This is a genomic window from Actinomadura monticuli (genome assembly GCF_041463655.1).
GTDB lineage: Bacteria > Actinomycetota > Actinomycetes > Streptosporangiales > Streptosporangiaceae > Spirillospora > Spirillospora monticuli.
The window spans coordinates 40656-66253 of the sequence record NZ_JAXCEI010000027.1; the positions used below are offsets into that span (position 1 = coordinate 40656).

Annotated in this window: 24 protein-coding genes and 1 pseudogene; 14 read left to right on the top strand and 11 right to left on the bottom strand. The window is 75.0% G+C overall.

Going from position 1 to position 25598, the window contains the following annotated elements:
- Positions 1-16: 16 nt before the first annotated feature.
- From SM611_RS35720 to SM611_RS35730, 3 genes are all read right to left on the bottom strand, one after another.
- Positions 17-235, bottom strand: coding sequence for a hypothetical protein (locus SM611_RS35720; RefSeq protein WP_371954819.1), 219 nt, complete (start codon positions 233-235; stop codon positions 17-19).
- A gap of 70 nt (positions 236-305) precedes the next feature.
- Positions 306-782, bottom strand: a complete 477-nt coding sequence (locus SM611_RS35725; RefSeq protein ID WP_371954821.1) for a MarR family winged helix-turn-helix transcriptional regulator — start codon at positions 780-782, stop codon at positions 306-308.
- 72 nt (positions 783-854) lie between these two features.
- On the bottom strand, positions 855-1403 hold the full coding sequence (locus SM611_RS35730) for a hypothetical protein (protein WP_371954823.1): 549 nt from the start codon (positions 1401-1403) through the stop codon (positions 855-857).
- A gap of 156 nt (positions 1404-1559) precedes the next feature.
- On the opposite strand from SM611_RS35730, the gene SM611_RS35735 reads away from it, so the two are divergent.
- The 8 genes and pseudogenes from SM611_RS35735 to SM611_RS35770 all read left to right on the top strand — a co-directional run bounded on the left by SM611_RS35735 (position 1560) and on the right by SM611_RS35770 (position 13179).
- Entirely contained in the window at positions 1560-1973 is a 414-nt protein-coding gene (locus SM611_RS35735; RefSeq protein ID WP_371954825.1) for a substrate-binding domain-containing protein, read from the top strand.
- Entirely contained in the window at positions 1970-2683 is a 714-nt protein-coding gene (locus SM611_RS35740) for a (Fe-S)-binding protein (RefSeq protein WP_371954827.1), read from the top strand. The genes SM611_RS35735 and SM611_RS35740 overlap by 4 nt, the downstream gene beginning before the upstream one ends.
- Positions 2680-4149, top strand: a complete 1470-nt coding sequence (locus SM611_RS35745; RefSeq protein WP_371954828.1) for a LutB/LldF family L-lactate oxidation iron-sulfur protein — start codon at positions 2680-2682, stop codon at positions 4147-4149. The genes SM611_RS35740 and SM611_RS35745 overlap by 4 nt, the downstream gene beginning before the upstream one ends.
- Entirely contained in the window at positions 4146-4766 is a 621-nt protein-coding gene (locus tag SM611_RS35750) for a LutC/YkgG family protein (RefSeq protein ID WP_371954829.1), read from the top strand. Before SM611_RS35745 ends, SM611_RS35750 begins: the two co-directional genes overlap by 4 nt.
- Positions 4763-6182: pseudogene (locus tag SM611_RS35755) on the top strand (rhamnulokinase). Before SM611_RS35750 ends, SM611_RS35755 begins: the two are co-directional and overlap by 4 nt.
- 257 nt (positions 6183-6439) lie before the next feature.
- The gene (locus tag SM611_RS35760) at positions 6440-9373 is read left to right on the top strand and encodes a helix-turn-helix transcriptional regulator (protein ID WP_371954830.1); all 2934 of its coding nucleotides are present in this window, start codon (positions 6440-6442) and stop codon (positions 9371-9373) included.
- Between the two features lie 134 nt (positions 9374-9507).
- Positions 9508-10602 carry an alpha/beta hydrolase gene (locus SM611_RS35765; protein ID WP_371954831.1) on the top strand — a complete coding sequence of 365 codons (1095 nt, stop codon included), beginning with the start codon at positions 9508-9510 and terminating at the stop codon, positions 10600-10602.
- A gap of 3 nt (positions 10603-10605) precedes the next feature.
- A complete protein-coding gene (locus SM611_RS35770) occupies positions 10606-13179 on the top strand; it encodes a GMC oxidoreductase (protein ID WP_371954832.1) in 2574 nt (857 codons plus the stop codon).
- 132 nt (positions 13180-13311) lie between these two features.
- Here SM611_RS35770 and SM611_RS35775 read toward each other — a convergent pair whose 3' ends face one another.
- The 3 genes from SM611_RS35775 to SM611_RS35785 form a co-directional block, all read right to left on the bottom strand.
- On the bottom strand, positions 13312-13761 hold the full coding sequence (locus tag SM611_RS35775) for an SRPBCC family protein (RefSeq protein ID WP_371954833.1): 450 nt from the start codon (positions 13759-13761) through the stop codon (positions 13312-13314).
- Between the two features lie 48 nt (positions 13762-13809).
- Positions 13810-14238 carry a PPOX class F420-dependent oxidoreductase gene (locus SM611_RS35780; RefSeq protein ID WP_371954834.1) on the bottom strand — a complete coding sequence of 143 codons (429 nt, stop codon included), beginning with the start codon at positions 14236-14238 and terminating at the stop codon, positions 13810-13812.
- A gap of 110 nt (positions 14239-14348) precedes the next feature.
- The gene (locus tag SM611_RS35785; protein WP_371954835.1) at positions 14349-15044 is read right to left on the bottom strand and encodes a hypothetical protein; all 696 of its coding nucleotides are present in this window, start codon (positions 15042-15044) and stop codon (positions 14349-14351) included.
- Between the two features lie 327 nt (positions 15045-15371).
- On the opposite strand from SM611_RS35785, the gene SM611_RS35790 reads away from it, so the two are divergent.
- From SM611_RS35790 to SM611_RS35800, 3 genes are all read left to right on the top strand, one after another.
- The gene (locus SM611_RS35790; RefSeq protein ID WP_203596324.1) at positions 15372-15968 is read left to right on the top strand and encodes a sigma-70 family RNA polymerase sigma factor; all 597 of its coding nucleotides are present in this window, start codon (positions 15372-15374) and stop codon (positions 15966-15968) included.
- Positions 15965-16693, top strand: coding sequence for an anti-sigma factor family protein (locus tag SM611_RS35795; protein WP_371954837.1), 729 nt, complete (start codon positions 15965-15967; stop codon positions 16691-16693). The genes SM611_RS35790 and SM611_RS35795 overlap by 4 nt, the downstream gene beginning before the upstream one ends.
- 124 nt (positions 16694-16817) lie before the next feature.
- Positions 16818-17522, top strand: coding sequence for a hypothetical protein (locus SM611_RS35800; RefSeq protein WP_371954838.1), 705 nt, complete (start codon positions 16818-16820; stop codon positions 17520-17522).
- A gap of 8 nt (positions 17523-17530) precedes the next feature.
- On the opposite strand, the gene SM611_RS35805 is transcribed toward SM611_RS35800, so the two are convergent.
- Positions 17531-18325: an ABC transporter permease gene (locus SM611_RS35805; protein WP_371954839.1), complete on the bottom strand. Its 795-nt coding sequence runs from the start codon at positions 18323-18325 to the stop codon at positions 17531-17533.
- On the bottom strand, positions 18322-19278 hold the full coding sequence (locus SM611_RS35810; RefSeq protein ID WP_371954840.1) for an ATP-binding cassette domain-containing protein: 957 nt from the start codon (positions 19276-19278) through the stop codon (positions 18322-18324). Before SM611_RS35810 ends, SM611_RS35805 begins: the two co-directional genes overlap by 4 nt.
- A gap of 93 nt (positions 19279-19371) precedes the next feature.
- Between SM611_RS35810 and SM611_RS35815 the strand changes: the two genes are divergently transcribed.
- Positions 19372-20133 carry a TetR/AcrR family transcriptional regulator gene (locus tag SM611_RS35815; protein ID WP_371954841.1) on the top strand — a complete coding sequence of 254 codons (762 nt, stop codon included), beginning with the start codon at positions 19372-19374 and terminating at the stop codon, positions 20131-20133.
- On the opposite strand, the gene hrpB is transcribed toward SM611_RS35815, so the two are convergent.
- On the bottom strand, positions 20120-22627 hold the full coding sequence (gene hrpB, locus SM611_RS35820; RefSeq protein ID WP_371954842.1) for an ATP-dependent helicase HrpB: 2508 nt from the start codon (positions 22625-22627) through the stop codon (positions 20120-20122). The two genes, SM611_RS35815 and hrpB, sit on opposite strands and share 14 nt — an antisense overlap.
- Positions 22628-22916: 289 nt before the next feature.
- Between hrpB and SM611_RS35825 the strand changes: the two genes are divergently transcribed.
- The gene (locus SM611_RS35825; RefSeq protein WP_371954843.1) at positions 22917-23696 is read left to right on the top strand and encodes an NERD domain-containing protein; all 780 of its coding nucleotides are present in this window, start codon (positions 22917-22919) and stop codon (positions 23694-23696) included.
- Positions 23697-23722: 26 nt separating this feature from the next.
- On the opposite strand, the gene SM611_RS35830 is transcribed toward SM611_RS35825, so the two are convergent.
- On the bottom strand, positions 23723-24130 hold the full coding sequence (locus SM611_RS35830; protein WP_371954847.1) for a hypothetical protein: 408 nt from the start codon (positions 24128-24130) through the stop codon (positions 23723-23725).
- A gap of 121 nt (positions 24131-24251) precedes the next feature.
- On the bottom strand, positions 24252-24617 hold the full coding sequence (locus tag SM611_RS35835) for a hypothetical protein (protein ID WP_371954844.1): 366 nt from the start codon (positions 24615-24617) through the stop codon (positions 24252-24254).
- Between the two features lie 138 nt (positions 24618-24755).
- Between SM611_RS35835 and SM611_RS35840 the strand changes: the two genes are divergently transcribed.
- Entirely contained in the window at positions 24756-25487 is a 732-nt protein-coding gene (locus SM611_RS35840; RefSeq protein ID WP_371954845.1) for a histidine phosphatase family protein, read from the top strand.
- The last annotated feature ends 111 nt before the right edge of the window (positions 25488-25598 follow it).

Here is a 25598-nt window from a genome sequence, read left to right on the forward strand (position 1 = left end):
TTCGCGCAAGCGCTGGTCACACGGGGTGCAGCCCGGCCAGGTCGACGACCTCGGCGAGGTCCTCGACCGACGGGTAGTAGCCGCGGCCGACCAGTCTCCCGCCCCGCGTCACCAGGAACGCGCTCTCACCGCGTACCCCCGCGTACTCCGCCAGGACGCGGTGCGCGCCCGTCAGCCGCACCACCGTCACGCGCAAGCCGCCGGGCCCCGTCCAGCTCCCCCGATCGCCCCCCATGTACGGAACGTTACGTGCCGTGACACCGCGTGGCGGGAACCGGGTCCGGCGTCGCCCGTTACGGCGCCGGCTACGGCGTCCGCTCGGCGGCGTCCGCGTCGCGCCAGGCGGTCTGGTCGCGGGCGACGCGCTCGAAGGCGTCCTTGAAGACGGTGTAGGTCTCGTCGCCGAGGGCGCGCCGGTGGCGCTCCTCGGCGGCGGCGAGGATGGCGCGGGCCTTGGCGATCTCGTCGAGGCCGCGCTCGGTGGGGACGACGCGCTTGGCGCGCCGGTCGGCCGGGTCGGGTTCGCGGCGCACGTAGCCGAGGGCGGCCAGCTCGTCCACGATGGTGCCGACGATCTGCTTGTGCTGGCCGGACCGGGCCGACAGCTCCGTCGCGCGCAGCCCCTCGGCGTCGAGGAAGGCGAGGACGGTGCCGTGCCGGGGCCGGACGTCCGGGTGGCCCTGCTCGGCCAGCCGCTCGAACAGCTCCTGCTGGAGCGCCCGCATCAGCCGCCCCGCCAGCACCCCCAGGTCGGGCGCCCGGCCCCCGCTCTCCTTAGTCACGATTATTGACCATACTCCAGGCCCGCTCAGGGCGCGGGCCACGTCCCCGCACGCGCCGCCGGAGCCGTCCGGTCAGGGATTCACTTGGACGAGGTCGATCTCCAGCAGGTCGGCGAGGGCCGCGAGGTCGGCGGCGATGTGCCCGGTGCCGAGGGCCCAGTGGTGGGAGATGCCGGTGGCGGACCACGCGTCGGTCCACTCGCCCGGGTCGCAGCCGAAGTCGACGCGGGACGTGGTGTTGCCGATCCGCAGCAGCGGCCCGTCCACGGTCTCCCCCTCCGACGCGACGAACGCGAACCGGCCGTCGCGGCGCTGGACGATCCCGAACGCGGTGACCGGCCCGTGCCTGACGTCGAACTCCACGGATACGCCGTAGCCGCGCTTGCCGTGGTAGACGCCGAGGCCGCGCAGCAGCGGGCGGCGGGAGCTGATCGCCAGGTGCGCGGGCCCGTCGTGGCCCATCTCGACGTGGCCGCGGTGGAAGTCGAGGGCCTGCAGCTCGGTGAACGAGCCGCCCGCGCCGAGCCGGTCGGCGACCAGCATGGCGAGGGACGTGCGCAGCTCGTACTCGCCCGCGGCGGGGACGCCGCGCGCGGTGAGCAGCGACGCGCCGAGGATCATGCCGGCGCCGATCGCGCGCTCGCCGAGCTTGCCGGCCGTGAACTTCTCGCCCTCCGCGCCGGTGATCTGGCCGGACGACAGCTCGCCGCCGCGTACGCCGCGAGGTAGCCGAGGTTCTTGGGGTCCCAGAGCTCGAACTCCTTGACCGTGCCGTCCTTGACGGCCGCCGGGCTCGGCCGGGAGGCGATGCGCGAGGTCGCCGTCGGCGCGATGAACGCGCGGTCCGGTCAGGAGGCGGCGCGGCGGCTGCTGGAGGCCGGCCCGCCGCTGCCGGACGCGATCTTCTGCGCGAACGACCTGCTCGCGCTCGGCGTGCTGCGCGTCCTGCTGCAGGCCGGTATCAAGGTGCCGACTGACGTGGCCTTGATCGGGTACGACGACATCGAGTTCTCGGCCGCCGCCGCCGTCCCCCTCAGCTCGGTGCGGCAGCCCACCTACCAGCTGGGCCGGATCGCGACCGAGCTGCTGCTGGAGGAGTGCGACCTGTCGGGCGGGCACGCCCACCAGCAGGTCATGTTCCAGCCCGAGCTGGTGGTCCGGGAGTCCAGCCGCCCAGGAGGCGCCTCATGAAGGTCGCGCTGTTCCTCACCTGCGTCAACGACACGATGTTCCCGGGGACGGGGAAGGCGATGGTGCGGCTGCTGCGGCGGCTCGGCCACGACGTCGAGTTCCCCGAGGCGCAGACCTGCTGCGGGCAGATGCACCTCAACACCGGCTACCGGCGGCAGGCGCTGCCCCTGGTGAAGGGGTTCGCGGAGACGTTCGAGCCGTACGAGGCGATCGTGACGCCGTCCGCGTCGTGCGGGGCGATGATCCGCGACTGGCATCCGAGGCTGGCGCCGCGCGCGGCCGGGGTCGCGTCGCGGGTGTACGAGCTGTCGGAGTTCCTGGTGGACGTCCTCGGCGTCACCGACGTCGGCGCCTACTTTCCGCACCGCGTCACCTACCACCCGACCTGCCACTCGCTGCGGATGCTGCGCGTCGGCGACCGCCCGATGCGGCTGCTGCGCGAGGTGCGCGGCATCGACCTGGTCGACCTGCCGGACGCCGCCGAGTGCTGCGGCTTCGGCGGGACGTTCGCGCTCAAGAACTCCGAGGTGTCGGCCGCGATGTGCGCCGACAAGGTCACCGCCGTCCGCGCGACCAAGGCCGAGGCGCTGTGCGCGGCGGACAACTCGTGCCTGATGCACATCGGCGGCGCGCTCACCCGCACCCGCGCGGGGGTGCGGACGATCCATCTGGCCGAGATCCTCGCGTCGACGGAGGAGGACCCGTCATGACGTCTCCCGCAATGCCGACCTATATCGGGATGCCGTCGTTCCCGGACGCGGCACGGGAGGCCGTGGCCGACACGCGGCTGCGCGGCAACCTCGCGCACGCCACCGCCACGATCCGGGCGCGCCGCGCCGGCGCGGTCGCCGAGCTGGCCGACTGGCCCGCGCTGCGCGAGGCGGGCAAGCAGATCAAGGACCACGTCCTGGCGAACCTCGGCCACTACCTGCGGCTGCTGGAGGAGAGGGTCACCGAGGCCGGCGGGACGGTGCACTGGGCGCGCGACGCGGCCGAGGCCAACCGGATCGTCGCCGGCCTGGTGAAGGCGACCGGCGAGACCGAGGTCGTCAAGGTCAAGTCGATGGCGACGCAGGAGATCGGGCTCAACGAGCATCTCGCCGAGGAGGGGATCACCGCCTACGAGACCGACCTCGCCGAGCTGATCGTCCAGCTCGGCGACGACCGGCCGTCGCACATCCTCGTCCCGGCCATCCACCGGAACAGGTCCGACATCCGCGACATCTTCCTGCGCGCGATGGAGGACGCCCCGGAGGGCCTGAGCGACTCCCCCGCCGACCTGGCGGAGGCCGCGCGGCGGCACCTGCGCGCCAAGTTCCTCTCGGCGAAGGTCGGAGTGTCGGGGGTGAACTTCGCCGTCGCCGACACCGGCACCCTCGTCGTCCTGGAGTCGGAGGGCAACGGGCGGATGTGCCTGACGCTCCCCGAGACGCTCATCTCGGTGATGGGCGTGGAGAAGATCGTGCCGTCCTGGCGGGACCTGGAGGTGTTCCTGCAGCTGCTGCCCCGCTCGTCCACGGCCGAGCGGATGAACCCCTACACCTCCGCCTGGACGGGCGTCTCCCCCGGCGACGGCCCGCGCGACTTCCACCTCGTCCTGCTGGACAACGGCCGCACCGCGACGCTGGCCGACGAGGTGGGCCGGCAGGCGCTGCGCTGCATCCGCTGCTCCGCGTGCCTGAACGTGTGCCCGGTCTACCAGCGCGCGGGCGGCCACGCCTACGGGTCGCCGTACCCGGGGCCGATCGGCGCGATCCTGTCCCCGCAGATCAGGGGCGTCGGGTCGGACGTGGACGCGTCGCTGCCGTACGCGTCGTCGCTGTGCGGGGCGTGCTTCGAGGCGTGCCCGGTCGCGATCGACATACCGGAGGTGCTCGTGCACCTGCGGGCGCGGGCGGTGGAGAAGGGGCCGCGGCATCCGCTGGAGCGGGTCGCGATGGCGGCCGCCGGGTGGACGCTGCGCTCCCCCACCCGGCTCGGGCTCGCGCAGCGCGCCGCGTCCGCGAGCCGCCGGATCGTGGCGCGCGGCGGCCGGATCCGGCGGCTGCCCGGGCCGCTGAACGCCTGGACCGAGACGCGGGACGCGCCCGCGCCCCCGCCGGAGTCGTTCCGCGCCTGGTGGGCCCGCACGGACGGCGGCCTGAAGGACGGCAACCGGAAGGGGGACGGCGAGTGACCGCACGCGAGGAGATCCTGCGCCGCATCGAGGGCGTCGCGCCGACCCGCCCGGCCGCCGAGGTCGCGACGTCCTACGACCGGATCGACCGGTCCTACCTGCGCCGCCACCACGAGGACGGCGTCCTCGACCTGTTCGCCGAGCGGGTCGCCGACTACCGCGCGACGGTCCTGCGGGTCGCCGCGCCCGACCTGCCCTCGGCGGTCGCCGAGCGGCTGGCGGCCCGCCCCGGCTCGTACGGGGCCCCCGCCGACCTGCCGGCGGAGTGGACGTCCGCGACGGACGCGCCGCTCGTCCGCGACTTCTCCGTGGCGTCCCTCGACGGGCTGGCGGGCGCGGTCACCGGCTGCGCCGCCGCGATCGCGGAGACCGGCACGATCGTCCTGGACCACGGCGCCGCGCAGGGGCCCCGCGCCCTGTCGCTCGTGCCCGACTACCACCTCATCGTGGTGCTCGCCGGGCAGGTCGCGCCGGACGTGCCGGAGGCGCTCGAACGGCTCGACCCGTCGCGTCCGCTGACGTTCGTGTCGGGGCCGTCGGCGACGAGCGACATCGAGCTGTCGCGGGTGGAGGGCGTGCACGGGCCGCGCACGCTGGAGGTGCTGGTCGTCCGATGAGCGAGGCGACTTTCGCGGCCGTCGACCTCGGGGCCTCCAGCGGGCGCGTCATGGCCGGGCGCGTCGGCCCCGGCACCCTCGAACTGGACGAGATCCGCCGGTTCCCGAACCGTCCCGTCCGGGTCGGCGGCACGCTGTACTGGGACATCCTGGGCCTCTACGGCAACGTCCTCGACGGGCTCCGCGCCGCGCCGGCCGGGCTGGCGTCGGTCGGGATCGACTCGTGGGCGGTCGACTACGGGCTCCTCGACGCGGACGGCAGGCTGCTCGGCAACCCCGTCCACTACCGGGACGCCCGCACCGACGGCGTCATGGACCGGGTCCGCGCCGAACTGGGCGACGACCTCCTCTACCAGGCGTCCGGCCTGCAGTTCCTGCCGTTCAACACGGTCTACCAGCTGCTGGCGGACGACCTGTCGCGGGCGAGCACGCTGCTGCTCGTCCCGGACCTGCTGGCCTACTGGCTGACGGGCGAGGCCGGCGCCGAGCGGACGAACGCGTCCACGACCGGCCTGCTGGACGTCCGCGACGGCACCTGGTCGCGCGACCTCCTCGCCCGCCTGGGCCTCCCCGCCGCTGCGCGACCCCGGTTCGGCCGTCGGCGCGCTCCGCCCGGACGTGGCGGCCGAGACCGGCCACGGCGGACTGCGGGTCACGGCCGTCGGCTCCCACGACACCGCGTCCGCGGTCGCCGCCGTCCCCGCCGCGGACGGCCGGTTCGCCTACATCTCGTGCGGCACCTGGTCGCTCGTCGGCGTCGAACTCGACGCGCCCGTGCTGACCGAGGCGAGCCGCAAGGCCAACTTCACCAACGAGGGCGGCGTCGACGGCACCGTCCGCTACCTGCGCAACGTGATGGGCCTGTGGCTGCTCCAGGAGTCCCTGCGGGCCTGGGGGAACCCCGATCTGCCCGCGCTCCTCGCCGAGGCCGCGCGGGTCCCCGGGCTGCGCTCGCTGATCGACCCCGACGACCCCGAGTTCCTCCCGCCCGGCGACATGCCGTCCCGCATCGCCGCGCACTGCCGCCGCCGGGGGTTCCCCGAGCCGGAGACGCGCGCCGGGACGGTCCGCTGCATCATGGACAGCCTCGCCCTGGCGCACCGCGCCACGCTGCGCCGGGCCGCGGCCCTGTCCGGTGTCGACATCGCGGTCGTGCACCTGGTGGGCGGCGGCAGCCGCAACGACCTGCTGTGCAGGCTGACCTCGGACGCCAGCGGCCTGCCGGTCGTGGCCGGCCCGGTCGAGGCGACCGCCCTCGGCAACGTCCTGGCGCAGGCGCGCGCGCAGGGCGTCGTGGGCGACCTGGCCGAGGCCCGCGCGCTCGTGGCCGCGACGCAGGACGTCCGCCGCTACAGCCCGTCCGGCGACGAGGCCCGCTGGCGGGAGGCCGCCGTCCGGCTCGGCCTGGAAGCCTGAGCCGGCTCCGGATGTCACGACGCCGCGACGGTTTGGCCACCCGAGGTTGACATGGGGCTCCCGAGGGCCGTTCATAGCTATGTACGTACGGTCACGGAGGAGACCGCCCCGGTGGGGACCGCACGCGGTGGGAGGCGTGTTGCCCCACCTTATTGACGTTCCACCCGATAAGGTGATCCCGCAATTCTCAGGACCACCACCACCACGAGAAGCATGATCACGGCGTTTCGGCCGCCTGTCGCTGTTGGGATGTGGACATGCAGGGTCGTGCGGCGCGCGGGGCCGGGGGCTCCGGCAACGCTCCGCTGGTCGGGCGGCGGGACGCGCTGCGCGAGATCGGCCGCGTCCTGGACGCCGCCGAGGGCGGCTACGGCTTCCTGGCGCTGGTCGGCGAGCCCGGCGCGGGTAAGACGCGGCTGCTGAACGAGCTGGCCGACGCGGCGATCGCGCGGGAGCTGCCGTTCGCCGCCGGGCGGGCGGGCGAGTTCGAGCAGGAGATGCCGTTCGGCGCCGTGGTCGACGCGCTCGACGACCGCCTCGAAGACCGCACGCCGGGCCTGTCGGCGGGCGCGCTGCGCCTGCTCGGAACGGTGTTCCCCGCGCTCACCGACCCGACCGGCGAGCCCGCGTTCGCCTCGCCGGAGTCGCAGGTGGCGCGGTACCAGCTGCACCGGACCGTCCGGCACCTGCTGGAGGAGCTGGCCGAGCCGGCCGGGCTGGTGCTGATCCTGGACGACCTGCACTGGGCCGACGACGCGACGATCGAGCTGCTGGACCACCTGGTCCGGCATCCGCCGCGCGCCCGGGTGCTGGTCGCGGTCGCCTACCGGCCGGCCCAGGCGTCGCCGCGGCTGGCGGCGCTGGTGGACGCGGCGGGCCCGCAGGGCGTGCGGGTGACGGTCGACCCGCTCACGCAGAGCGAGGTGCGCGAGTTCCTCGGCCCCGACGTCAGCCGCTCGCAGTGCGAGGCCCTGTTCAAGGCCAGTGGCGGCAACCCCTTCTACCTCGAAGCGCTCGCCAAGATGGCGGACGGCACCGCGCCCGTGGCCGGAAACGGCCTCGACCGGCACTGGGAGCAGGGCGTCGCGAACCTGACCGAGGTGCCGCCGGCGGTGCGTGCGGCACTGCAGGTGGAGCTGAGCGCGCTGCCCCCGCAGGCGCTGGCGATGGCGCGCGGCGCCGCCGTCGCCGCCGACGTGTTCGAGCCCGCGCTCGCCGCCGTCGCGGCGGAGATGGAGCAGAACGCCGCGCTCACCGCGCTGGACGTGCTGACCGGCCATGACGTGGTGCGGGCGGCGCCGGGCGGCCGGTTCCGGTTCCGGCACCCCCTGGTGCGGCACGTCGCCTACGCCTCGACGGCGGCGGGCTGGCGGATCGCCGCGCACGCGCGGGTGTCGTCGCGGCTCGCCGACCTCGGCGCCCCGGCGGCGGTGCGCGCCCACCACGTGGTGCGGTCGGCGCGGTTCGGCGACGCCGAGGCGATCCGGACGCTGGTGGAGGCCGCCCGCGTCGTCGCCCAGCAGGCGCCCGGCACCTCCGCGTACTGGCTGCAGGCCGCCCTCGACCTGATGCCCGACACCGCCGACGACGGCTACCCCGACCGGGTCGAGGTGCTGGTCGAGCTGACCTTCATGCAGGCCGTCAGCGGCCACGCCGAGGAGGGCCGGGTGACCGCCCGCACCCTGCTGGGGCTGCTGCCGCCCGACGACATCGTGCGCCGCGCCCGGACCGTGCACATGTGCGCGATCATGGAGCGGCAGCTCGGCCGGATCCACGAGGCCCGCGCCCTGGTCCTGGACGAGCTGCGCCGCATCACCGACCGGCAGACCCCCGAGGCCGTCCTGCTGCGCATCCGGCTCGTCGCCGACCGCATCCAGCGGATCGACACGCGCGGGTCCCACGCCATCCTGGAGACCATCCCGGCCGGCGCGCCCGGCTGGAGCCCGGGGCTGGTCGCCGCGGTCGCGGCGATGCGTCCGATGGTCGCCTACGGTCGCGGCGAGGTGGACGAGGCGATCGGCTACGCGCAGACGGCCGACCGGCTGTTCTCCGCGGCGTCCGACAACGACTTCGCCGACTGCCTGGACTGCTTCGCCTGGCTGGTGTTCGCCGAGTGCTTCCTCGGCATGTACGACGAGGCGCTGCGGCACGCCGACCGGCTGGTGTCGATCACCCGAGCGACCGGCCAGACGTTCGTGCTCGGCTACATGCTGGCCGGGCAGTCCCGTGCCCTCGCCCAGGTGGGGCGGCTGGAGGAGGCCGCCGCCGTCGCCGACGAGGCCGCCGCGGTCGGCCGCGACCTGCGCTCGCAGGAGGTCCTGGCCTACGGCCTGATCCAGCAGTGCCTGACCGCGTCCTGGATGGGCGACCACGAGCGGGCGATCCGCGCGGGCGACGAGGCCGTCGCCAACGACACCGGCTCGGGCGAGTGGTGGACGCACATGGCGCACGTCGCGCGCGCCATCGCGGTGATCAACGAGGGCCGGCTGGAGGAGGGCGCCACCGCGCTGATCGCCGCGTGCGGCGACGGCACCCTCGGCCTGGACTTCGGCACGCTCGGCATCTGCGCCGAGGCGCTCGCCTGCGTCCGCGCCGCGCAGGACGACGCCGCCGACGCCGCGAACTGGGCCGACATCGCCGATTCGATCGCCAACCCGGCGCTGGCCGGCGACCTCGGCCTGGCCCAGCTGACCCGCGCGCACGCGCTGCGCGCCGCCGACCCGGCCGCGTCCGCCGCGCTCGCGGCGGAGGCCGCCGACCTGCTCACCAAGGCCGGGCGGCGGCCCGAGGCGGGGCGCGCCGAGCTGGCCGCCGGGCTCGCGCACGCCGCCGCCGGCGACCGCTCGCAGGCCAGGGAGCGGCTGCGCGCCGCCGCGGAGGTCTTCGAGTCCTGCGGGATGAAGGGGCTGCACGCGCAGGTCGTCCGCGAGCAGCGCCGCCTCGGCGTCCGGGTGCCCTCCGCCGGGGCGGCCGGCGGGAGCGCCAAGGGCAGGAAGGACCTGCCGTTCGGGTTGTCGCCGCGCGAGCACGAGATCGCGCTGCTGGTCGCCGAGGGCCTCGGCAACCAGCAGATCGCCGAGCGGCTCTTCCTCAGCGTCCGGACGGTCGAGACGCACCTGTCCCGCGTCTTCGCCAAGATCGGCGTGTCGTCCCGGGTCGGCGTCGCGACTGCGATGAACCGTTCCAAGTAGTTCCGACTCTTATCTCACGTACGTCCCGTACGTGACGCGGGCCCGGCCGCGCACGTAAGTACGGGTTCTCCACGATGCCGCGCCGATATCCGCGTTTGGCAAGGTTGGAGCGTCAGAAAGCGGAGGAGACGGACATGGATCAGCAGCGGATCGCGCGCTTCACGCACGCGGGCGTCGCGGACGCCGAGATATCCGTGCACCCCTTCGCCACCGACGACGGGCTGGGCCTCAACCTGACCCGGTTCCGCCGCGCCGCGTGCGACGACGTCGTCCTGCTCGTGCACGGCCTCACGACGTCCAGCGACATGTACGTCATGCCGGAGCACACCAACCTGGTGAACTACCTGCACGACGCCGGGTTCGGCGACGTGTGGGCCCTGGACGCGCGGATCAGCGGCCGGTTCCCCTACAACGCCGAGACGGCGCGGCACAACCTCGACTGCATAGCGCTCTACGACCACCCGGCGGCGGTCGCCGAACTGCGGCGCCACGTCGGGAACCGGCGCCTGCACGTCATCACGCACTGCGTGGGCGCGATCTCCTTCTCGATGTCGCTGTTCGCCGGCGCCGTCACCGGCGTCACCAGCCTCGTCTGCAACAGCGTCTCGGTCACGCCGCGCACGCCGGCCTGGTCGAAGATCAAGCTCGGCTACGGGCCGCCGCTGATGGAGTACCTGCTCGGCCCCTGCCACCTGGACCCGCGCTACGGGAACGCTCCGGTCATGACGCGCGGCTGGATGCTCGCCAAGGCGGTCGCGCCGTTCCACCGCGAGTGCGACGAGGCCGCCTGCCACATGCTCAGCTTCATGTGGGGCGGCGGGAAGCCGATCTACACGCACGAGAAGATGTCGCCGGTCACGCACGGCCGGTTGCCCGACCTGTTCGGGGCCTGCAACGTCAACTACTACCGGCACCTGCACGCGATGGTGAAGGCCGGCCGCGCGGTGAAGTACCGCCCGCGCGACCCCCGCTTCGCCGCGCTGCCGGACGACTACCTGTCCCGCGCCGACACGGTCACCACACCGATCCTGTTCCTCACCGGAGACCGCAACAACGTGTTCACCGACTCCAACATCGTCTGCCACCGCACGCTCGAACAGGTCTCGCCGGGCCTGCACGAGCTGGCGATCCTGCCCGGCTACGGCCACCAGGACCCGTTCATGGGCCGCAACGCCGACACCGAGGTGTTCCCGCAGGTCGTGGACTTCCTGAAGAGGAAGGCGGGCTGACCGATGACAGGAGCGGAGCGCCAGCGGAGCGAAGGTCGCCGGTCGGCCCCCGGCTCGGGGGCCCGGGGGCCGTCCCCGAGAGGCGACAAGGGGGCGGAGCATGCGGACGCGGTCGTGGTCGGGTCGGGGTTCGGCGGGTCCGTCGCCGCGTACCGGCTGGCGGAGGCCGGGCAGTCGGTGGTCCTGCTGGAGCGCGGGCAGCCGTACCCGCCCGGCAGCTTCCCGCGCACGCCCGCCGAGATGGGGCGCGCGTTCTGGGACCCGGCCGAGGGCCTGTACGGGATGTTCGACGTCTGGAGCTTCAAGGGCTGCGACTCCGTCGTGTCGTCCGGCCTCGGCGGCGGGTCGCTGATCTACGCGAACGTGCTGCTGCGCAAGGACGAGCGCTGGTTCGTCAACGACCGCCCCGACGGCGGCCACGACCCGTGGCCGATCACCCGCGCCGACCTCGACGGCCACTACGACGCCGTCGAGAAGATGCTGGGCGCGATGCCGTACCCGCTCGAGCAGGTCCCGTTCGACGACACCCCGAAGACGCACGCCATGCAGGACGCGGCGGCCGAACTGGGGCTGGAGATCTCGCTGCCGCCGCTCGCGGTCAGCTTCGCCGCGCGGCCGGGCGGCCCGCCCGGCATCAGCCTGCCGATCGCCGACGCCGGCTACGGCAACGTCCACGGCGCCGGCCGGCGGACGTGCAAGCTGTGCGGCGAGTGCGACATCGGCTGCAACGAGGGCGCCAAGAACAGCCTCGACCACACCTACCTGTCGGCGGCGGCGCACCACGGCGCCGACATCCGCACCTCCCGCGAGGTCAAGGCCATCCGGCCCCGGCCCGGCGGCGGCTACGAGGTCGACTACGTCCACCACGCGATCCCGCGGCCCCCGGCCCGGGAGGCGGGCAAGAGCCGCCCGCCCGTCCAGACGATCACCTGCGACCGGCTGGTCCTCGGCGCCGGCACCTACGGCACGACGTTCCTGCTGCTGAAGTCGCGGGAGGCGTTCCCGGGGCTGTCCGACGCGCTCGGCACCCGCTTCAGCGGCAACGGCGACCTGCTGACGTTCCTGCTGCGCGCCAGGGACCGCAACCGGGTCCGGCCGCTGAACGCCGCCCGCGGCCCGGTGATCACCACGGCGATCCGGCTGCCGGACGAGCTGGACGGCGTGCCCGGCGCGGGCCGCGGCGCCTACATCGAGGACGGCGGCTACCCCGGGTTCACCGACTGGATCGTCGACAGCCTCGACCTCGGCAACGACCTCGAGCGCGCGGTGCGGTTCCTGTGGAACCGGTTCACCGAGTTCTTCAAGGACGCGCCCGACACGAACCTGTCCAAGGAGATCGCGGACCTGATCGGCGACGGCGCCCTGACGGTCAGCTCGCTGCCGCTGCTCGGCATGGGCCGCGACACCCCCGACGGGCGGCTGCACCTCAAGGGCGGCCGGCTCGCCGCCGACTGGACGCCGGAGACCAGCGAGGCGCTGTTCAACCGCGTCCGCAAGACGATGCAGGGGATCGCCGACGTGCTCGGCGCCGACTACCACGACAACCCGATGTGGTTCAGCAAGCGCATCGTCACCGTCCACCCGCTGGGCGGCGCCCCCATGGGCGCCCACCCGGGCGAAGGCGTCTGCGACGCCTTCGGCGAGGTGTTCGGGTTCCCGGGCCTCTACATCGCCGACGGGGCGGCGATGCCGGGACCGGTGGGCCCGAACCCTTCGCTCACCATCGCCGCGCAGGCCGACCGGATGGCCGAGCGGCTGCTCGAGGACGCGTCCGCACGAAGGCGTGCGGCCCGGTCCGACACCGCCCCGTCTGCCACGGGGGCCGAGCCGGCCGGGGGAGCCGGCTCGCTGGACGGGGCGGGGAACGGCTCGGCGTACGGCCGGTTCCGGGGGGTGCGGGGGGCCGTACCCCCGCAGGCGACCGGCCCGGTTCCGCAAGACCGCGGCGGGACACGGGGACCGTCCCCCGCGGCGGCCGGCCGTACGTCGCTGTCGTTCACCGAGGAGATGAAGGGGTTCGTCACCTACGGGGAGGACGATCCGCGGATCGGCGAGCTGGCGGAGGGGCGCCGGCCCCTGTCGTTCCGGCTGACGATCACCGCGGAGGACACCGACCGGTTCCTCGCCGAGCCCGGCCACGAGGCGAAGGCCGACGGCTGGATCGACGTGGGCGGGCAGGGCGGCCGCTGCCCGGTCGAGCGGGGCACGTTCAACCTGTTCGTCGCGGAGGGCCCGGGCGACCGGCGGCTGATGAGGTACCGGCTGTTCTACACCGACGGCGAGGACCGGCGGCGGACGTTGAGCGGGCACAAGGACGTGCTGCACGGGCCGCCGACCCGGATCTGGCCGGACACCTCCACGCTCTACGTGCGGCTGCTGGACGGCCACGTCGGCGCGGAGGCGGAGGACGAAGCGGACGTCGTCGCGGCGGGGGTGCTGCACATCCGGCTGACGGACTTCGCGCGGCAGCTGACGACGTTCCGCACGTCCGGCCCGGACGGGGCGGGCAAGCTCCTCGACTTCGGCAGGTTCTTCGCCGGGGAGCTGTGGGAGGTGTACGGCCCGGATCCCGTCTGAGGGGGATCCACCTGGGGGGCCAGGTTCGTGCAGGCCGAGGGAACTGCGGGGTGCTCTCGGCCTGCACCTTTCTCGCCGGAGGTCGCGCGGGGGGTCGCGCGGCCTCCGGCCCGTGCGGGGCCGGGCCGGGCGCTACAGGTCGCCGGCGCGGCGGGCGGGGCAGTCGGCCGGGCAGTTCTCCACGTGCGCGGGCAGCCACCGGACGAACGACTTCAGCATCAGCCCCAGCGCGAACCCGACCAGCGGGCGGGTGCCGGGGACGAGCGGCTCGAACACCGCCTCCCAGCGGATGGCCGTGCCGGAGTCGCGCGCCTCCAGGTGGACGTCCGAGCGGTAGCGCCGCACGGGCAGCCCCGACAGGGCGATGTAGGCGAAGTGCGAGTACGGCTCGTAGGCGACGGTCTGCTCGCTGGCCGGCCAGATCTTCTTGACCGTCCCCACGCCGTAGGTGGTGGTGTCGCCCTTGCGCGTCTGCTTGGCGGAACCGGGGAACTTCCCCCAGGCGCCCCACGCCTCGGGGACGGCCAGGTGCCGGAACACCTCTTCGGGCGTGGCGCTGGTGGTGGCGGTGGCCTGGATCATCACCGAACCGTAGCCACCCGCGCACCACCCCCACAAGACCGCCCGGCGCTAGCGGGCGAAGCCGTAGACGCGCTCGACGTGAAGGCGGATGACAAGGCGCCGGTCCGCGACCATGGCGCGCCGGTAGTCGTCCCAGTCGGGGTGCTCGGCGCCGCGGACGTCGCGGTACACCTCGATCAGCTCCTCGACGGCCGCGTCGTGCGGGTCGGCGGCGACGGCCGACAGTTCGGCGGTGCCCTCGGCGACGGCGTAGGACCAGCCGTCCGGCGAGCTGACGTGCAGGCTGGCGCGCGGGTCGCGGGCCAGGTTGCGGGTCTTGGCGCGGTCGGCGGTGGCCGAGATCCGGACGAGCCGGCGCCCCTCGTCGAAGTGGTAGTTGATGTTGGACAGCTGCGGCCGCCCGTCCCGCTTCAGCGTGGCCAGGACCCCGAGGTCCCGGCTCTCCAGCAGCTTCACCAGCGCCGCGTCGTCCGCCATCGTCCGCCTCCGTGGAAGTGATCCGTTTCGGGCGACAACCACCGCCCGCCCGTTTCCCTTCCCGGGGGCCGCATCCCGGGAGGACGTCCTCGGGCCCCGGTGGGCGCCGGTCAGCGGGCGGCGGCGGTGGGGAGGCTGAGGACGACGGCGTGCGGGGGCGGCCCGGAGGCGGGGCCGCCCCGCTCGCCGGCGGACCCGGCGTCGCGGCGGGCGCCGCCGCGCGCGGCGCGGCCGGTGTGGATGTGGCCGCGGAACACGGCGCCCTTCGCGACGACCTTGACCGCCTGGAAGTCGTGCGGCGGCAGCGCGCAGAACCCGGTCCGGACGACGTCGTCGAACAGCGAGTCCGACACGACGTAGGCCAGGTCGCGGTCCGCGTCGTCGGCCAGCAGGCGGCGCAGCGGCCCCGCGTCGAGCAGCCGCTGGACGACGATGGGCGCGTCGCCGGCGGGCCCGAACGGCCCGGCCGTCAGCGTGCCGTGGTGCAGCGCGAGCCGCACCCGCAGCCGGAACCGGCCGGCGCCCTCGTTGACGTCGCGCAGCGCCTCGTCGAGGCCGATCACGAAGTCGCCGGCGACCGGGGCGGGGTCGACCCCGTCCGGCAGCGTGGCGAGCTCGCCGTCCCCGCCGACCTGCTTGTCCCAGCCGGCGCGGTCGAGTCCGACGCCGCGCGCGGCCCGATCGAGCGCGTCCGACAGCTGCCGCTGCGCGAGCAGCTGCTCGCGCGTGTCGCGCTTGCTGTACCCCTGGATGTCCACCGCCAGCAGCAGGCGGTAGCTGAGCTGTGCTTCCCCGTTTCCTTCCATCGTGCCGATCCCGCCCCTCGGTCCCGTGTGGGCGAATGAGCCTGATGCCCGCATTCGCTCCAAGTCGTGGAGTGAGCGTCGCCCCGGTTGAGGACTCCCTGAAGGGGATCGTGTCGCCATCGTCACGGCCCTTGGACGCGGGACCGCCACCGCCAGCGCCCGGAGGTAAGGAAAAGGTGGCGAACTAGTTAGGAGTGTTCTGGAAAATCCCCCACAAACCGGTCTCGGTTGAACCGGCCGGCCCCGGGATCGCGTACTGCCTCCCAGCGTGACACCCGACTCACGGTCACCGCGTCGTCCCGCCCCCGCACCCGCCCGGAGACCCCGATGGCCCACAGATCACCGGCCGCCTCGGCCACCCGCGAACGCCCGCCCGGACCATGGAGCTGGTTCCGCGGCCCGCAGCCCGCCGGCGGCGTGGACGACCAGGTGATCGTGACCGAGCTGTACCGCGTGTACGGGCGCCCGCTGCTGTCGTTCGTCCTCCGCCTCACCGGCGGCGACCGGCACTGGGCCGAGGACGTCGTCCAGGAGACGATGATCCGCGCCTGGCGCAGCGCGCACCAGCTCGACGAGAACGCGGCCTCGCTGCTGCCGTGGCTCGCGACGGTCGCGCGCCGGATCGTCATCGACGACCAGCGCCGCAAGAACGCACGGCCGCAGGAGGCGGGCGAGGGCCCGCTGGAGAACATGCGCGTGCCCGACGGGTTGGAGGATCTACTGCGCTCCGTCGTCGTGTCCGAAGCCCTCCTCGCGCTGTCCCCCGCCCACCGCGAGGTCCTCAACGAGACCTTCTTCCGGGACCGCTCGGTCAACGAGGCGGCCCGGCATCTCGGCATCCCCGTGGGCACGGTGAAGTCCCGGGTCTACTACGCGCTCAGGGCGCTGCGGGTCGCCCTGGAGGAGAGGGGCGTGACGCCATGAGCGCGGACATGCTGCACATCGACGTCGGCGCCTACGCCCTCGGCCTGCTGGAGGAGCCGGACCGCCGCGCGTTCGAGGCACACTTGTCGGCGTGCATGGCCTGCCACGAGGAGCTCGGCGCGCTGCGCGGGCTCGCCCAGACGCTGGACGGCATCGGCCCCATCGCCGAGCCGGCCGACGCGATGCCGGCCCCGCCCGAGCCCGGCGTGGTCGCCGACCTGATGCGGCACCGCGCCGGCCGGCGGCGGCGGTACCGGACGGCGCGGGCGCTGGCGGCGGCCGCCGCCGGGGTCGTGCTGCTCGGCGGGGCGCTCGGCACCGGCTACACGCTCGGCGCCGACCGCGACACCGCAGCCCCGCCCGCGCGGCAGGACGGCTCGACGGCCGCGCTGATGCGCGACGGGCACCGGACGACGGCCACCGACGCGGGCACCGGCGTCACCGGGACGGTGGCGGTGCAGGGCAAGGCGTGGGGCAGCCGGATCGGGATGCAGCTCAGCAAGGTCGGCGGACCGCTGGCGTGCGAGCTGGTCGCGGTGGACGAGCGGGGTGCCGCGCACACCGTCGTCGGCTGGTCCGTCCCCGCCAAGGGCTACGGGCTGGCCGGGTCGCCGCAGCCGCAGCTGGCGCTGCAGGGCGGCACGGCGCTGCGGCCCGAGGAGATCAGCCGGTTCGAGGTCCGCACGATCGGCGAGGGGCGCACACTGCTGACCGTCCCCGCGTAGGGGCCGCGGCGCGTCCCGCGCCGGCCCGGCCGCACCGGCCGTCCAGGACGCGCCGCTCCCCCCGTCCCCCCGTGCCTCCAGTCCCCCGTGCCTCGCGGGCGGCCGGTTCTCATACCCTGGTGGGGTGAGTACGAGCCGGTCTTCGACAGGCCCCGAGCTGATGCTGCCGGGGCTCCGCGACGTGTACGCGGCCTACGTCCGCGAGTCGGACGCCCTTCCGGCGCTGCCCGGCCCGCTGCAGGCGGAGGTGTGGGCGTCGGCGCAGCTCGGCGCGCTGGAGGCGGCGGCCCCGCACGCGCAGGGGCGGCGCGCCGCGCTCGGCGACCTGATCGGCTGCCTGCGGGCGGCGGCGACGCCGGGCGCGCGGGCGTTCCTGCGCGCGATCGCCGCGATCGGCCCGGTGGAGGGGCGCACGGCGGCGGGGCGCGCGGCGGACGCGCTCGGCGACGCCCCGGCGGCCCCCTGGGAGGAGTCGCTCGGACGGGTCGTGCCCGGCCAGGCATGGCTGATCCAGGAGGGGCCGCTGGACGGCGACCGCCTCGTCTGCGAGTTCCGCTACAAGGGCGCCGGCACCGCCGACATGCACGCCCTCGCGGTGCGGCTCACCTACGGCGACGCCCCGGCCGAGGTCGTGATCGTCGGGGACGTCCCGGCGCTGATGGGGGCGGCGCGGCAGGCGATGCAGGCCGAGCTGTGCGTCGTCCAGCCGTATGACTCCGCGGCCGTGGGGCGGAGGCTCCGCGCCGTGTTGACCGGCGCGGAGCCCCTGCCCGAGGCGTGCTACCCGGCGCTGCCGCTGGCCCGGCACCGCGCCGCCCTGCTGCCCTAGCGGCCCGCTCAGCGCCCCAGGGCGCGGTACCGGCGGACCGACAGCGGGACGAACACCGCCGCGATCACCAGCGGCCACGCGACCGCCATCGCCAGGCTGTGCTGCGCCGCCCACGAGCCGCCGGCGACGGGGTCGCCGAACAGCTCGCGGCACGCCGTGACCGTCGCCGACATCGGGTTCCACTCGGCGACCGCGCCCAGCCAGCCGGGCATCGTGCTCGGCGCGACCAGCGCGCTGGACAGGAACCCGATCGGCCACACCAGCACCTGCACCGCCACGACCGACTCCGGCCCCTTGGCGACCAGCCCGAGGTAGACGCCGATCCAGATGAGCGAGAACCGCAGGAGCAGCAGGAGCCCGAACCCGGCGAGGGCGTTCGCGGCGCCGTCCTGGACGCGCCAGCCGATCAGCACGCCGCACGCCGCCATCACGGCCAGCCCGGCGACCGCGTAGATCATGTCGGCGGCGACCCGGCCGACCACGACGGCGGACGGGGACATCGGCATCGTGCGGAACCGGTCGGTCACCCCCTTGGACGCGTCGCCCGCGACGCGCACGAACGTCTCCTCGACGCCGAACGCCATGGTCAGGGCGAACATGCCGGGGACGATGAACGCCCGGTAGCTGCCCCCGCCCGGGACGTCCATCTGGCCGCCGAACAGGTAGCCCATCATCAGCACGACCATCACCGGGAACAGCAGCCCCATGGCGATCTGGCCGGGCTGCCGGGCCCAGTGGGCGAGGGCGCGGCCGGTCAGCGTCCGCCCGTCGGCGACCGCCCAGCGCAGCGTCCGAACGCTCACGAGCGAACCTCCTCCTTGTCGGTGAGGTGCAGGAACACCTCGTCCAGGGTGGGGCGGCGCAGGCCGATGTCGGCGACCTTGAGACCCGCCTCGTCCAGGGCGCGGACGGCCTCGGTGAGGGCGGCGGCGCGGCCGGACACCGGCGCCCCGATCCGCAGGGCCTCGGCGTCCACGTCGACCTCCCCGGCCGCGACCCGGCCGATGATCCCGGCCGCCTCGGCGAGGGCGGCGGGATCGTCCAGGACGACCTCGACGCGGTCGCCGCCGAGGCGCTTCTTGAGCTGGTCGGGGGTGCCCTCGGCGATGACGCGGCCGTGGTCGATCACCGAGATCCCGGCGGCGAGCCGGTCGGCCTCCTCCAGGTACTGGGTGGTGAGCAGGACGGTCGTGCCGCCGTCCACCAGGGCCCGGAACGCGTCCCAGACCTCGGCGCGGGCGCGCGGGTCGAGGCCGGTGGTCGGCTCGTCCAGGAACAGCACCGGCGGCGCGAGGATCATGGACGCGGCCAGGTCGAGGCGCCGCCGCATGCCGCCGGAGTACTCCCCCGCGGCCCGGTCCGCGGCGTCGGTGAGCCGGAAGCGCTCCAGCAGCTCGTCCGCCCGCCGCCGCGCCTCCCTGGCGCCGAGGTGGTAGAGGCGGCCGAACATGACGAGGTTCTGCCGCCCGCCGAGGATCTCGTCGACCGCCGCGTGCTGCCCGACGAGGCCGATGCTGCGCCGCACCTCGCCCGCCGCGCGCACGACGTCGTGCCCGGCGACGGTGGCGGTGCCGCCGTCCGGCCTGGCCAGGGTGGTCAGGACGCGGACGGCGGTGGTCTTGCCGGCGCCGTTCGGGCCGAGGAGCCCGTGCACGGTGCCGGCGGGCACGCGCAGGTCCAGCCCGGCCAGGGCCTCGGTGTCGCCGTAGCGCTTGCGCAGCCCCTCGGCGAGGACCGCGAACCGCGGTTCGGCCATGCGTCCTCCAAAACTATGTACACGGTACGGATTTACTTTCCCGGCCAATATAACGTACGTCGTACAGAGTTTCATCCCTGAGAGGATCGGACGGTGACCGAGTACAGCGGGGGCGGTGACCCGAAACGCAGCCTGGAGCTGCTGTGGGGCGTCCGGCCGCGGCCGCGGCGGGGCCCGAAGCCGCGGCTCACCGCCGAGGAGATCGTCCGGGCCGCGATCGCGCTGGCCGACGCCGAGGGCCTGGACGCGCTGTCCATGCGCCGCATCGCCGACGAGCTCGGCGTCTCCCCCATGTCGATCTACACCTACGTTCCCGGCAAGGCCGAGCTGATCGACGTGATGGTCGACCGGGCCTTCGGCGAGCTGGCCCCGCTCGGGAAGGGGTTCGAGGAGGGGACGTGGCGGGCCCGGCTGGAGCGCATCGCCCGCGAGAACTGGGCCCTGTTCCACCGGCACCCGTGGATGCTGCAGATCACGACGGTGCGCCCGCCGATGGGCCCCAACCTGCTCGGCAAGTACGAGTACGAGCTGCGCGCCGTCGACGGCCTCGGTCTCTCCGACGTGGAGATGGACTCGGTCGTCGCGCTCGTCACCGGCTTCGCCGAGAGCTCCGCCCGCGTCTCGGTCAACGCCGCCGAGGCCGAGCGGCGCAGCGGCATGAGCGACGAGCAGTGGTGGGAGTCGGTCGCCCCCCTGCTCGACACGCTCGTCGACGAGGCCGACTACCCGCTCGGCTCGCGGGTCGGCGCCGCGGCCGGCCAGGAGTACAGCGCGGCCGTGGGGCCGGGCCACGCGTTCGAGTTCGGCCTCGCCCGCATCCTGGACGGCGTCGAGGCCCTGATCAGCTCCCGCTAGCGCGCTTCGACTGCTTCGACTGCTTCGTCCGCCTCGTCGGGACGGCGCCGGCCGGGTCCTCGGGCCAGGGGTGCTTCGGGTAGCGGCCGCGCAGCTCGGCCCGCACCGCCCGGTAGCCCTCCCGCCAGAACGAGGCCAGGTCGGCGGTGACGGCGGCGGGGCGCCCCGCGGGGGAGAGCAGGTGCACCACCAGCGGCACCCGGCCGCCGGCCAGCGCGGGCGCGGCGTCCCAGCCGAACAGCTCCTGCAGCTTCACCGCGAGGACCGGCCGCTCCGCCGAGTAGTCGACCCGGACCCGCGACCCGGACGGGACCTCGACGCGTTCGGGCGCGTACTCGTCCAGCCGCCCGGCCCGGTCCCAGGGCAGCAGGCCGCGCAGCATCGCGGCGACGTCGATGCGGGCCAGGTCGGCGCGCCGCCGGGCGCCCGCCAGCCACTCCGGCGCCCGCTCCAGGAGCGCCGCGTCGCCGACGTCCGGCCACGGCTCGCCGAGCGCCCCGCGCAGGAACGCCAGCCGCCGCCGGAGCGCGACGGCGGCGGGCGTCCAGGTGAGCAGCCCGAGCCCTTCGGCGCGCAGGCCGTCCAGGAGAGCGGCCCGCACCCGGCCCGGATCGGGGTCGCGCAGCGGGCGGGCGCCCAGCTCGATCGCGCCGAGGCGCTCGACGCGGCGGGCCGCCACGTCGCCGTCCCGCCAGGCGACCTCCTCGACCGTCTCCAGCAGCGGCGCCGCCGCGGACCGCGCCACGTCCTCGCCGATCACGACGGCCCGCCGCACCCGCGCCGACGCCGACCCGGCCGGGCGGTCGGCCTCGGCGACCACGAGCCACTCCGGGCGCGCCCCCGCCAGCGCCGACCCGTCCGCGAGCTCCGCACCCGTCCCGGACGCCATCAGGTACCCGCTCCCCCGCCTGCGCGCCACCCGCTCCGGGAACGCCAGCGCCGCCACGAACCCGGCGACGTGGTCGTCCCCCAGCCCGCCGCGGCCGCCGGCGCGGGTGAGGGACCTGCGCAGGCGGGCGGCCTCGTCGCGCCAGCGCGCGGCGTGGGCGTCGGCGGGACGGCTCTGGGCGCGGAGGGCGCGCCAGACGGCGGTCAGGTCGTCGCCGGCGGAGCGCGGCGGCGGCTCGGACAGGAGCGCGACGATCTGGGCCGCGTCGCGGGCGCCGACTTCGGCGGCGCCGTCGACCAGGGCTCGGGCGAGCCGCGGGTGGAGGCCGACGCGGGCCAGCCGGCGGCCCCGGTCGGTGACCCGGCCGTCCTCGACGGCGCCGAGGGCGCGCAGGGTGGCGCGGGCGGCGTCCATCGCGGCCGGCGGGGGCGGGTCGGGCAGTGCCAGCCCGGCGGCCCCGGGGTCGCCCCAGCAGGCCGCCTGGAGCGCGAACCCGGTGAGGTCGGCCAGCTCGATCTCGGGACGGGGGCGGGCGGGGAGGCGGTCGTGGTCGGCCCGCGTCCAGCAGCGGTAGACGGTGCCGGGGGCCTCGCGTCCGGCCCGTCCGGCGCGCTGCTCGGCGGTGGCGCGGGACGCGCGGACGGTGGTGAGCGACCCCAGCCCGCGGGCGTGGTCGGTGCGGGGCTCGCGGGCGAGACCGGAGTCCACGACCGCGCGGACGCCCGGGACGGTGAGGCTCGACTCGGCGACCGACGTGGCGAGCACGATCCGGCGGCGGGACGCGGGCGCGAGCACCTCGTCCTGCACGGCGCGCGGCGCCTGCCCGTGGATCTGCAGGACGTCGGCGGCGACGCCGCCGAGCATCCCGGCGACGCGGGCGATCTCCCCGACGCCGGGCAGGAAGCACAGCACGTCGCCGTCGCTCTCGGCCGCGGCGCGGCGGACGGTCGCGGCGACGTGCGCCAGCAGCGCCGGGTCGACGCGCATGCCGTGCGGCGGCGGGACGGGACGCGGCGGCGGCGCCCAGACCGTCCCGACCGGGTGCAGCGCCGCCTCGGTCTCCACGACGGGCGCCCCGCCGAGCAGCCGGGCCCACGGGCCGGTGTCGGCGGTGGCGGACGCGGCGACCAGGCGCAGGTCGGGGCGGAGCGCGGCGCGGACGTCCAGCAGGAACGCCAGCGCGGTGTCGGCGTCCAGGTGCCGCTCGTGGCACTCGTCGAGGATGACCGTGCCGACATCGGCCAGTTCCGGATCGGACTGGAGCCGCTGCAGCACCACGCCCGTGGTGACGACGTCCACGCGGGTGCCGGGACGGCTCTCCCCGCGCACGGTGACGCCGACCTGCCCGCCGACGGCCTCGCCGAGGAGCCAGGCCATGCGGCGGGCCGCGGCGCGGGCGGCGAGCCGGCGGGGCTCCAGGACGAGGATCTTCCCGGCGGCGGGCGCGCCGCCGAGGGCGAGCCCGGCGAGGGCGAGCGGGACGAGGGTGGTCTTGCCGGTGCCGGGCGGCGCCGCCAGCACCGCCGCGCCGGCGCCCTCCAGCGCCGCCCGCAGTGCGGGGACGGCGCGGCTCACGGGCAGGTTCTCGGCGGCGCTGAGGTGCATCGCCCCAGTCTGCCGCGCCCGCCCGGCCCACCGGAATCCGTTGCGATGAAAAAGGCCCTGTTTATTGCGATGGAAGTTGCATCGTGCCTTTCATCTATTCGCCGGGGGACGTTCTGATTGTGCCCAGAAGCACGCCGCCCAACCCGGCATGAAAGACCAGGTCGGCCCCGATTTCAACCCCCGGAACTGACTTTCCAGTTTGACTTACGTCACCCTTGCACGCGGTAGCGGAAAAGTTCCGGGCATTCGCATAATATTGAAGTCATCGCAGGGTGCTGGGAGGTTCGGCATGTTCGGCAGCTCCATCTACCTCAGGGACAGGGTCGCGTTCACCGGCGGTTCGCCTCAGGCGGTGTACGAGGAGCTCTGGCAGCGCGGCCGAAAAGGGAGATTGCGGACCCGCGCATTTCTGGCGGCGGCGACGCTCGTACTGTGCGGACTGCTCGTCAACGCCGTTTTCGGCGTCGTCATGGCCCTTTTGGTGGCGGGCGCGGACGTGTTCGTCCATTGGCGCGTTTACCACTCGTCCCGCGTGTGGCGGCTCGGGCTGCGCGGCGAGGAGCGCATGAACCGGACGCTGCGCTACACGCTGGAGCGGCGCGGGCACCGGGTGCTGCACGCGCGGACGGTCCCCGGGCACGGCATCGCCGACGAACTGGTGATCGGGCCGGGCGGGGTGTGGCTCGTCCACAACGAGGCGTGGAACCCCGACTCGGAGATCTCCCATCACGGCGGCAAGCTGTTCATCGACGGCCGCACCCAGTCCAAGCTGGTCGGCGCGCTGACCGCGCGGGCCGCGGCCGCCGCCCAGGCGATCTCGGACGTCGCCGAGGTGCCGGTCGCGGTGACGCCCGTGCTGGCCGTGCACGGCGGCAGGCTCGTCCGCACCCCGTTCGCCGCCGACGGCATCGTCTTCGCGCCGCCGCTGAGGCTGATCCGCTGGATGCGCCGCAACCCGACCGCCGACCTGTCACCCGACGAGGTCGAGGCGGTCACGCGCGCCGCCGTGCACGCCCTGCCCATCGGCGGCCGCTCGGCACTGTCGGCCGCGGCCCGGCCCGCGGCATGACCACCGGACACCTGTGGCCGGAGGGCTCACTCGCCGCCGCCCACAGGGCGCCCACCGCCCGCCGGGGTCCCGCCGGCCGCGCGGGCGGTGCGGCGCAGCCACAGCAGGCCCGCGACCGGCAGCACCAGCGGGACGAAGCCGTAGCCGCGCCCGTACAGGGACCAGACCGTCTCGTCGGGGAAGGCGGCGGAGTCGGCGACGCTGAGCGTGCCCACGACCAGCACGCCGGCCAGCTCGATCGAGCAGGCGGCGACCGCGACCCGGAACGAGGTCCGGCCGCCGCGGGCCAGCGCGACCGTCGCCAGGACGTAGACGGCCGCGGCGAACGCCGACAGGGCGTAGGCGAGCGGAGCCTCGGAGTACCGGGTGGCGATCTGCACCGCCGCCCGCGCACCGGCCGCGAGCGCGAAGACCGCGTAGACGGCGACCAGCAGCCGCCCCGGCCCGGCGGCGGTGCCGGGGCGGACCCCGCCCGTGCGGGCGGCGGCGCCGGCGCGGGCGCCGTCGTCCGCGCGGGTCCCGGGCCGGACGTGCTCGGGCCGCGCTCGATCGGGCTCAGACACCGGTGCCGCTCCACAACTGGTTCAACCGGACGACCATGACGGCGACCGCCACCCCCGCCACGACGATCACGCCGGAACCCCACCGGGACCGCTCCAGCAGCCCCCATCCGGCGCCCGCGACGGGGATGAGCAGGGACCCCAGCAGGTAGCCCGCGAACGTGGCGGACCCGTCCGGCCCCTCGCCGCCCGACAGCTTGACGAAGCCGACGACGGCCTGCGCGATCAGCAGGGCCTCCAGGACGCCGAGCACGATCAGGTGCCCCAGGTCCATCGCCCGGTCGCGCAGCGTCGCCACCAGCGCGTAGGCGGCGGCCAGCAGCGCCACCACGATGATCACGGTGCCCAGGACGTCGGTCACGGCAAGAGAGTACTACCGCGCGTAGAACACCCCCGCCACCCCACCGGCGCCGAGCCGGGCACCGGGCGCCACCGCGTCGCCGCCGGCGAGCCGGACGTCGCGCTCGGGCGGGCATGGAGGTCGGGCGGGCATGGCAGCATGGCGGGCGTGAGAGCGCTGCAGTGGCTGAACCTGACCCGGCACGGTGAGAGCACCGGAAACCTCGCCTACCAGGCGGTGCACGGCACCGACGCCGAGGAGGCCGCCATCCCGGAGCGGGACGCCGACGTCCCGCTGTCGGACGCCGGCCGCGAGCAGGCGGCGACCCTCGGGCGCTGGCTCGCCGCGCTGCCGGAGGAGGAGCGCCCGACGCACGTCATCGCCTCCCCCTACCTGCGCGCCGTCGACACCGCGAAGATCGCGCTCGCGCAGGCGTCCTACGCCGCCCCGCGGGACCCCGGCGGCCCGGTCCTGCGGATCGACGAGCGGCTCCGCGACCGCGAGCAGGGCGTCCTGCAGAACCTCACCCCGCTCGGCGTCCGGCGCCGCTTCCCCGACGAGGCGGCCCGGCTGCGGCGGCTCGGCAAGTTCTACTACCGGGCGCCCGGCGGCGAGTCGTGGGCCGACCTGGCGCTGCGGCTGCGCAGCTTCTACCGCGACCTGGAGGCCGACGCCCCCGGCGGCCGCGTCCTCGTCGTCACCCACGACGCGATCGTGGTCATGACCCGCTACCTGGTCGAGGGCCTCACCGAGAAGGACGTCATGGAAGTCGAGCGGGTGCCGGTGGCCAACGCCTCGGTCACCCGGTGGCGCAGCGACGGGTCCGGGCTCCAGGCCGTCTGCTACAACGACTGCTCCCACCTGACCGACGTCGGCGCGCCCGCCCCCTAATGGGAGCTGCCGGGGTTGCTGATCGGGCAGACTCGGTGCCTGGTAGCCGCTGGTGAGTGAGCACTCCCGCCCCCTGGACCTTGGAGTCCTAGGGTCAGATCGTGCCCTCAC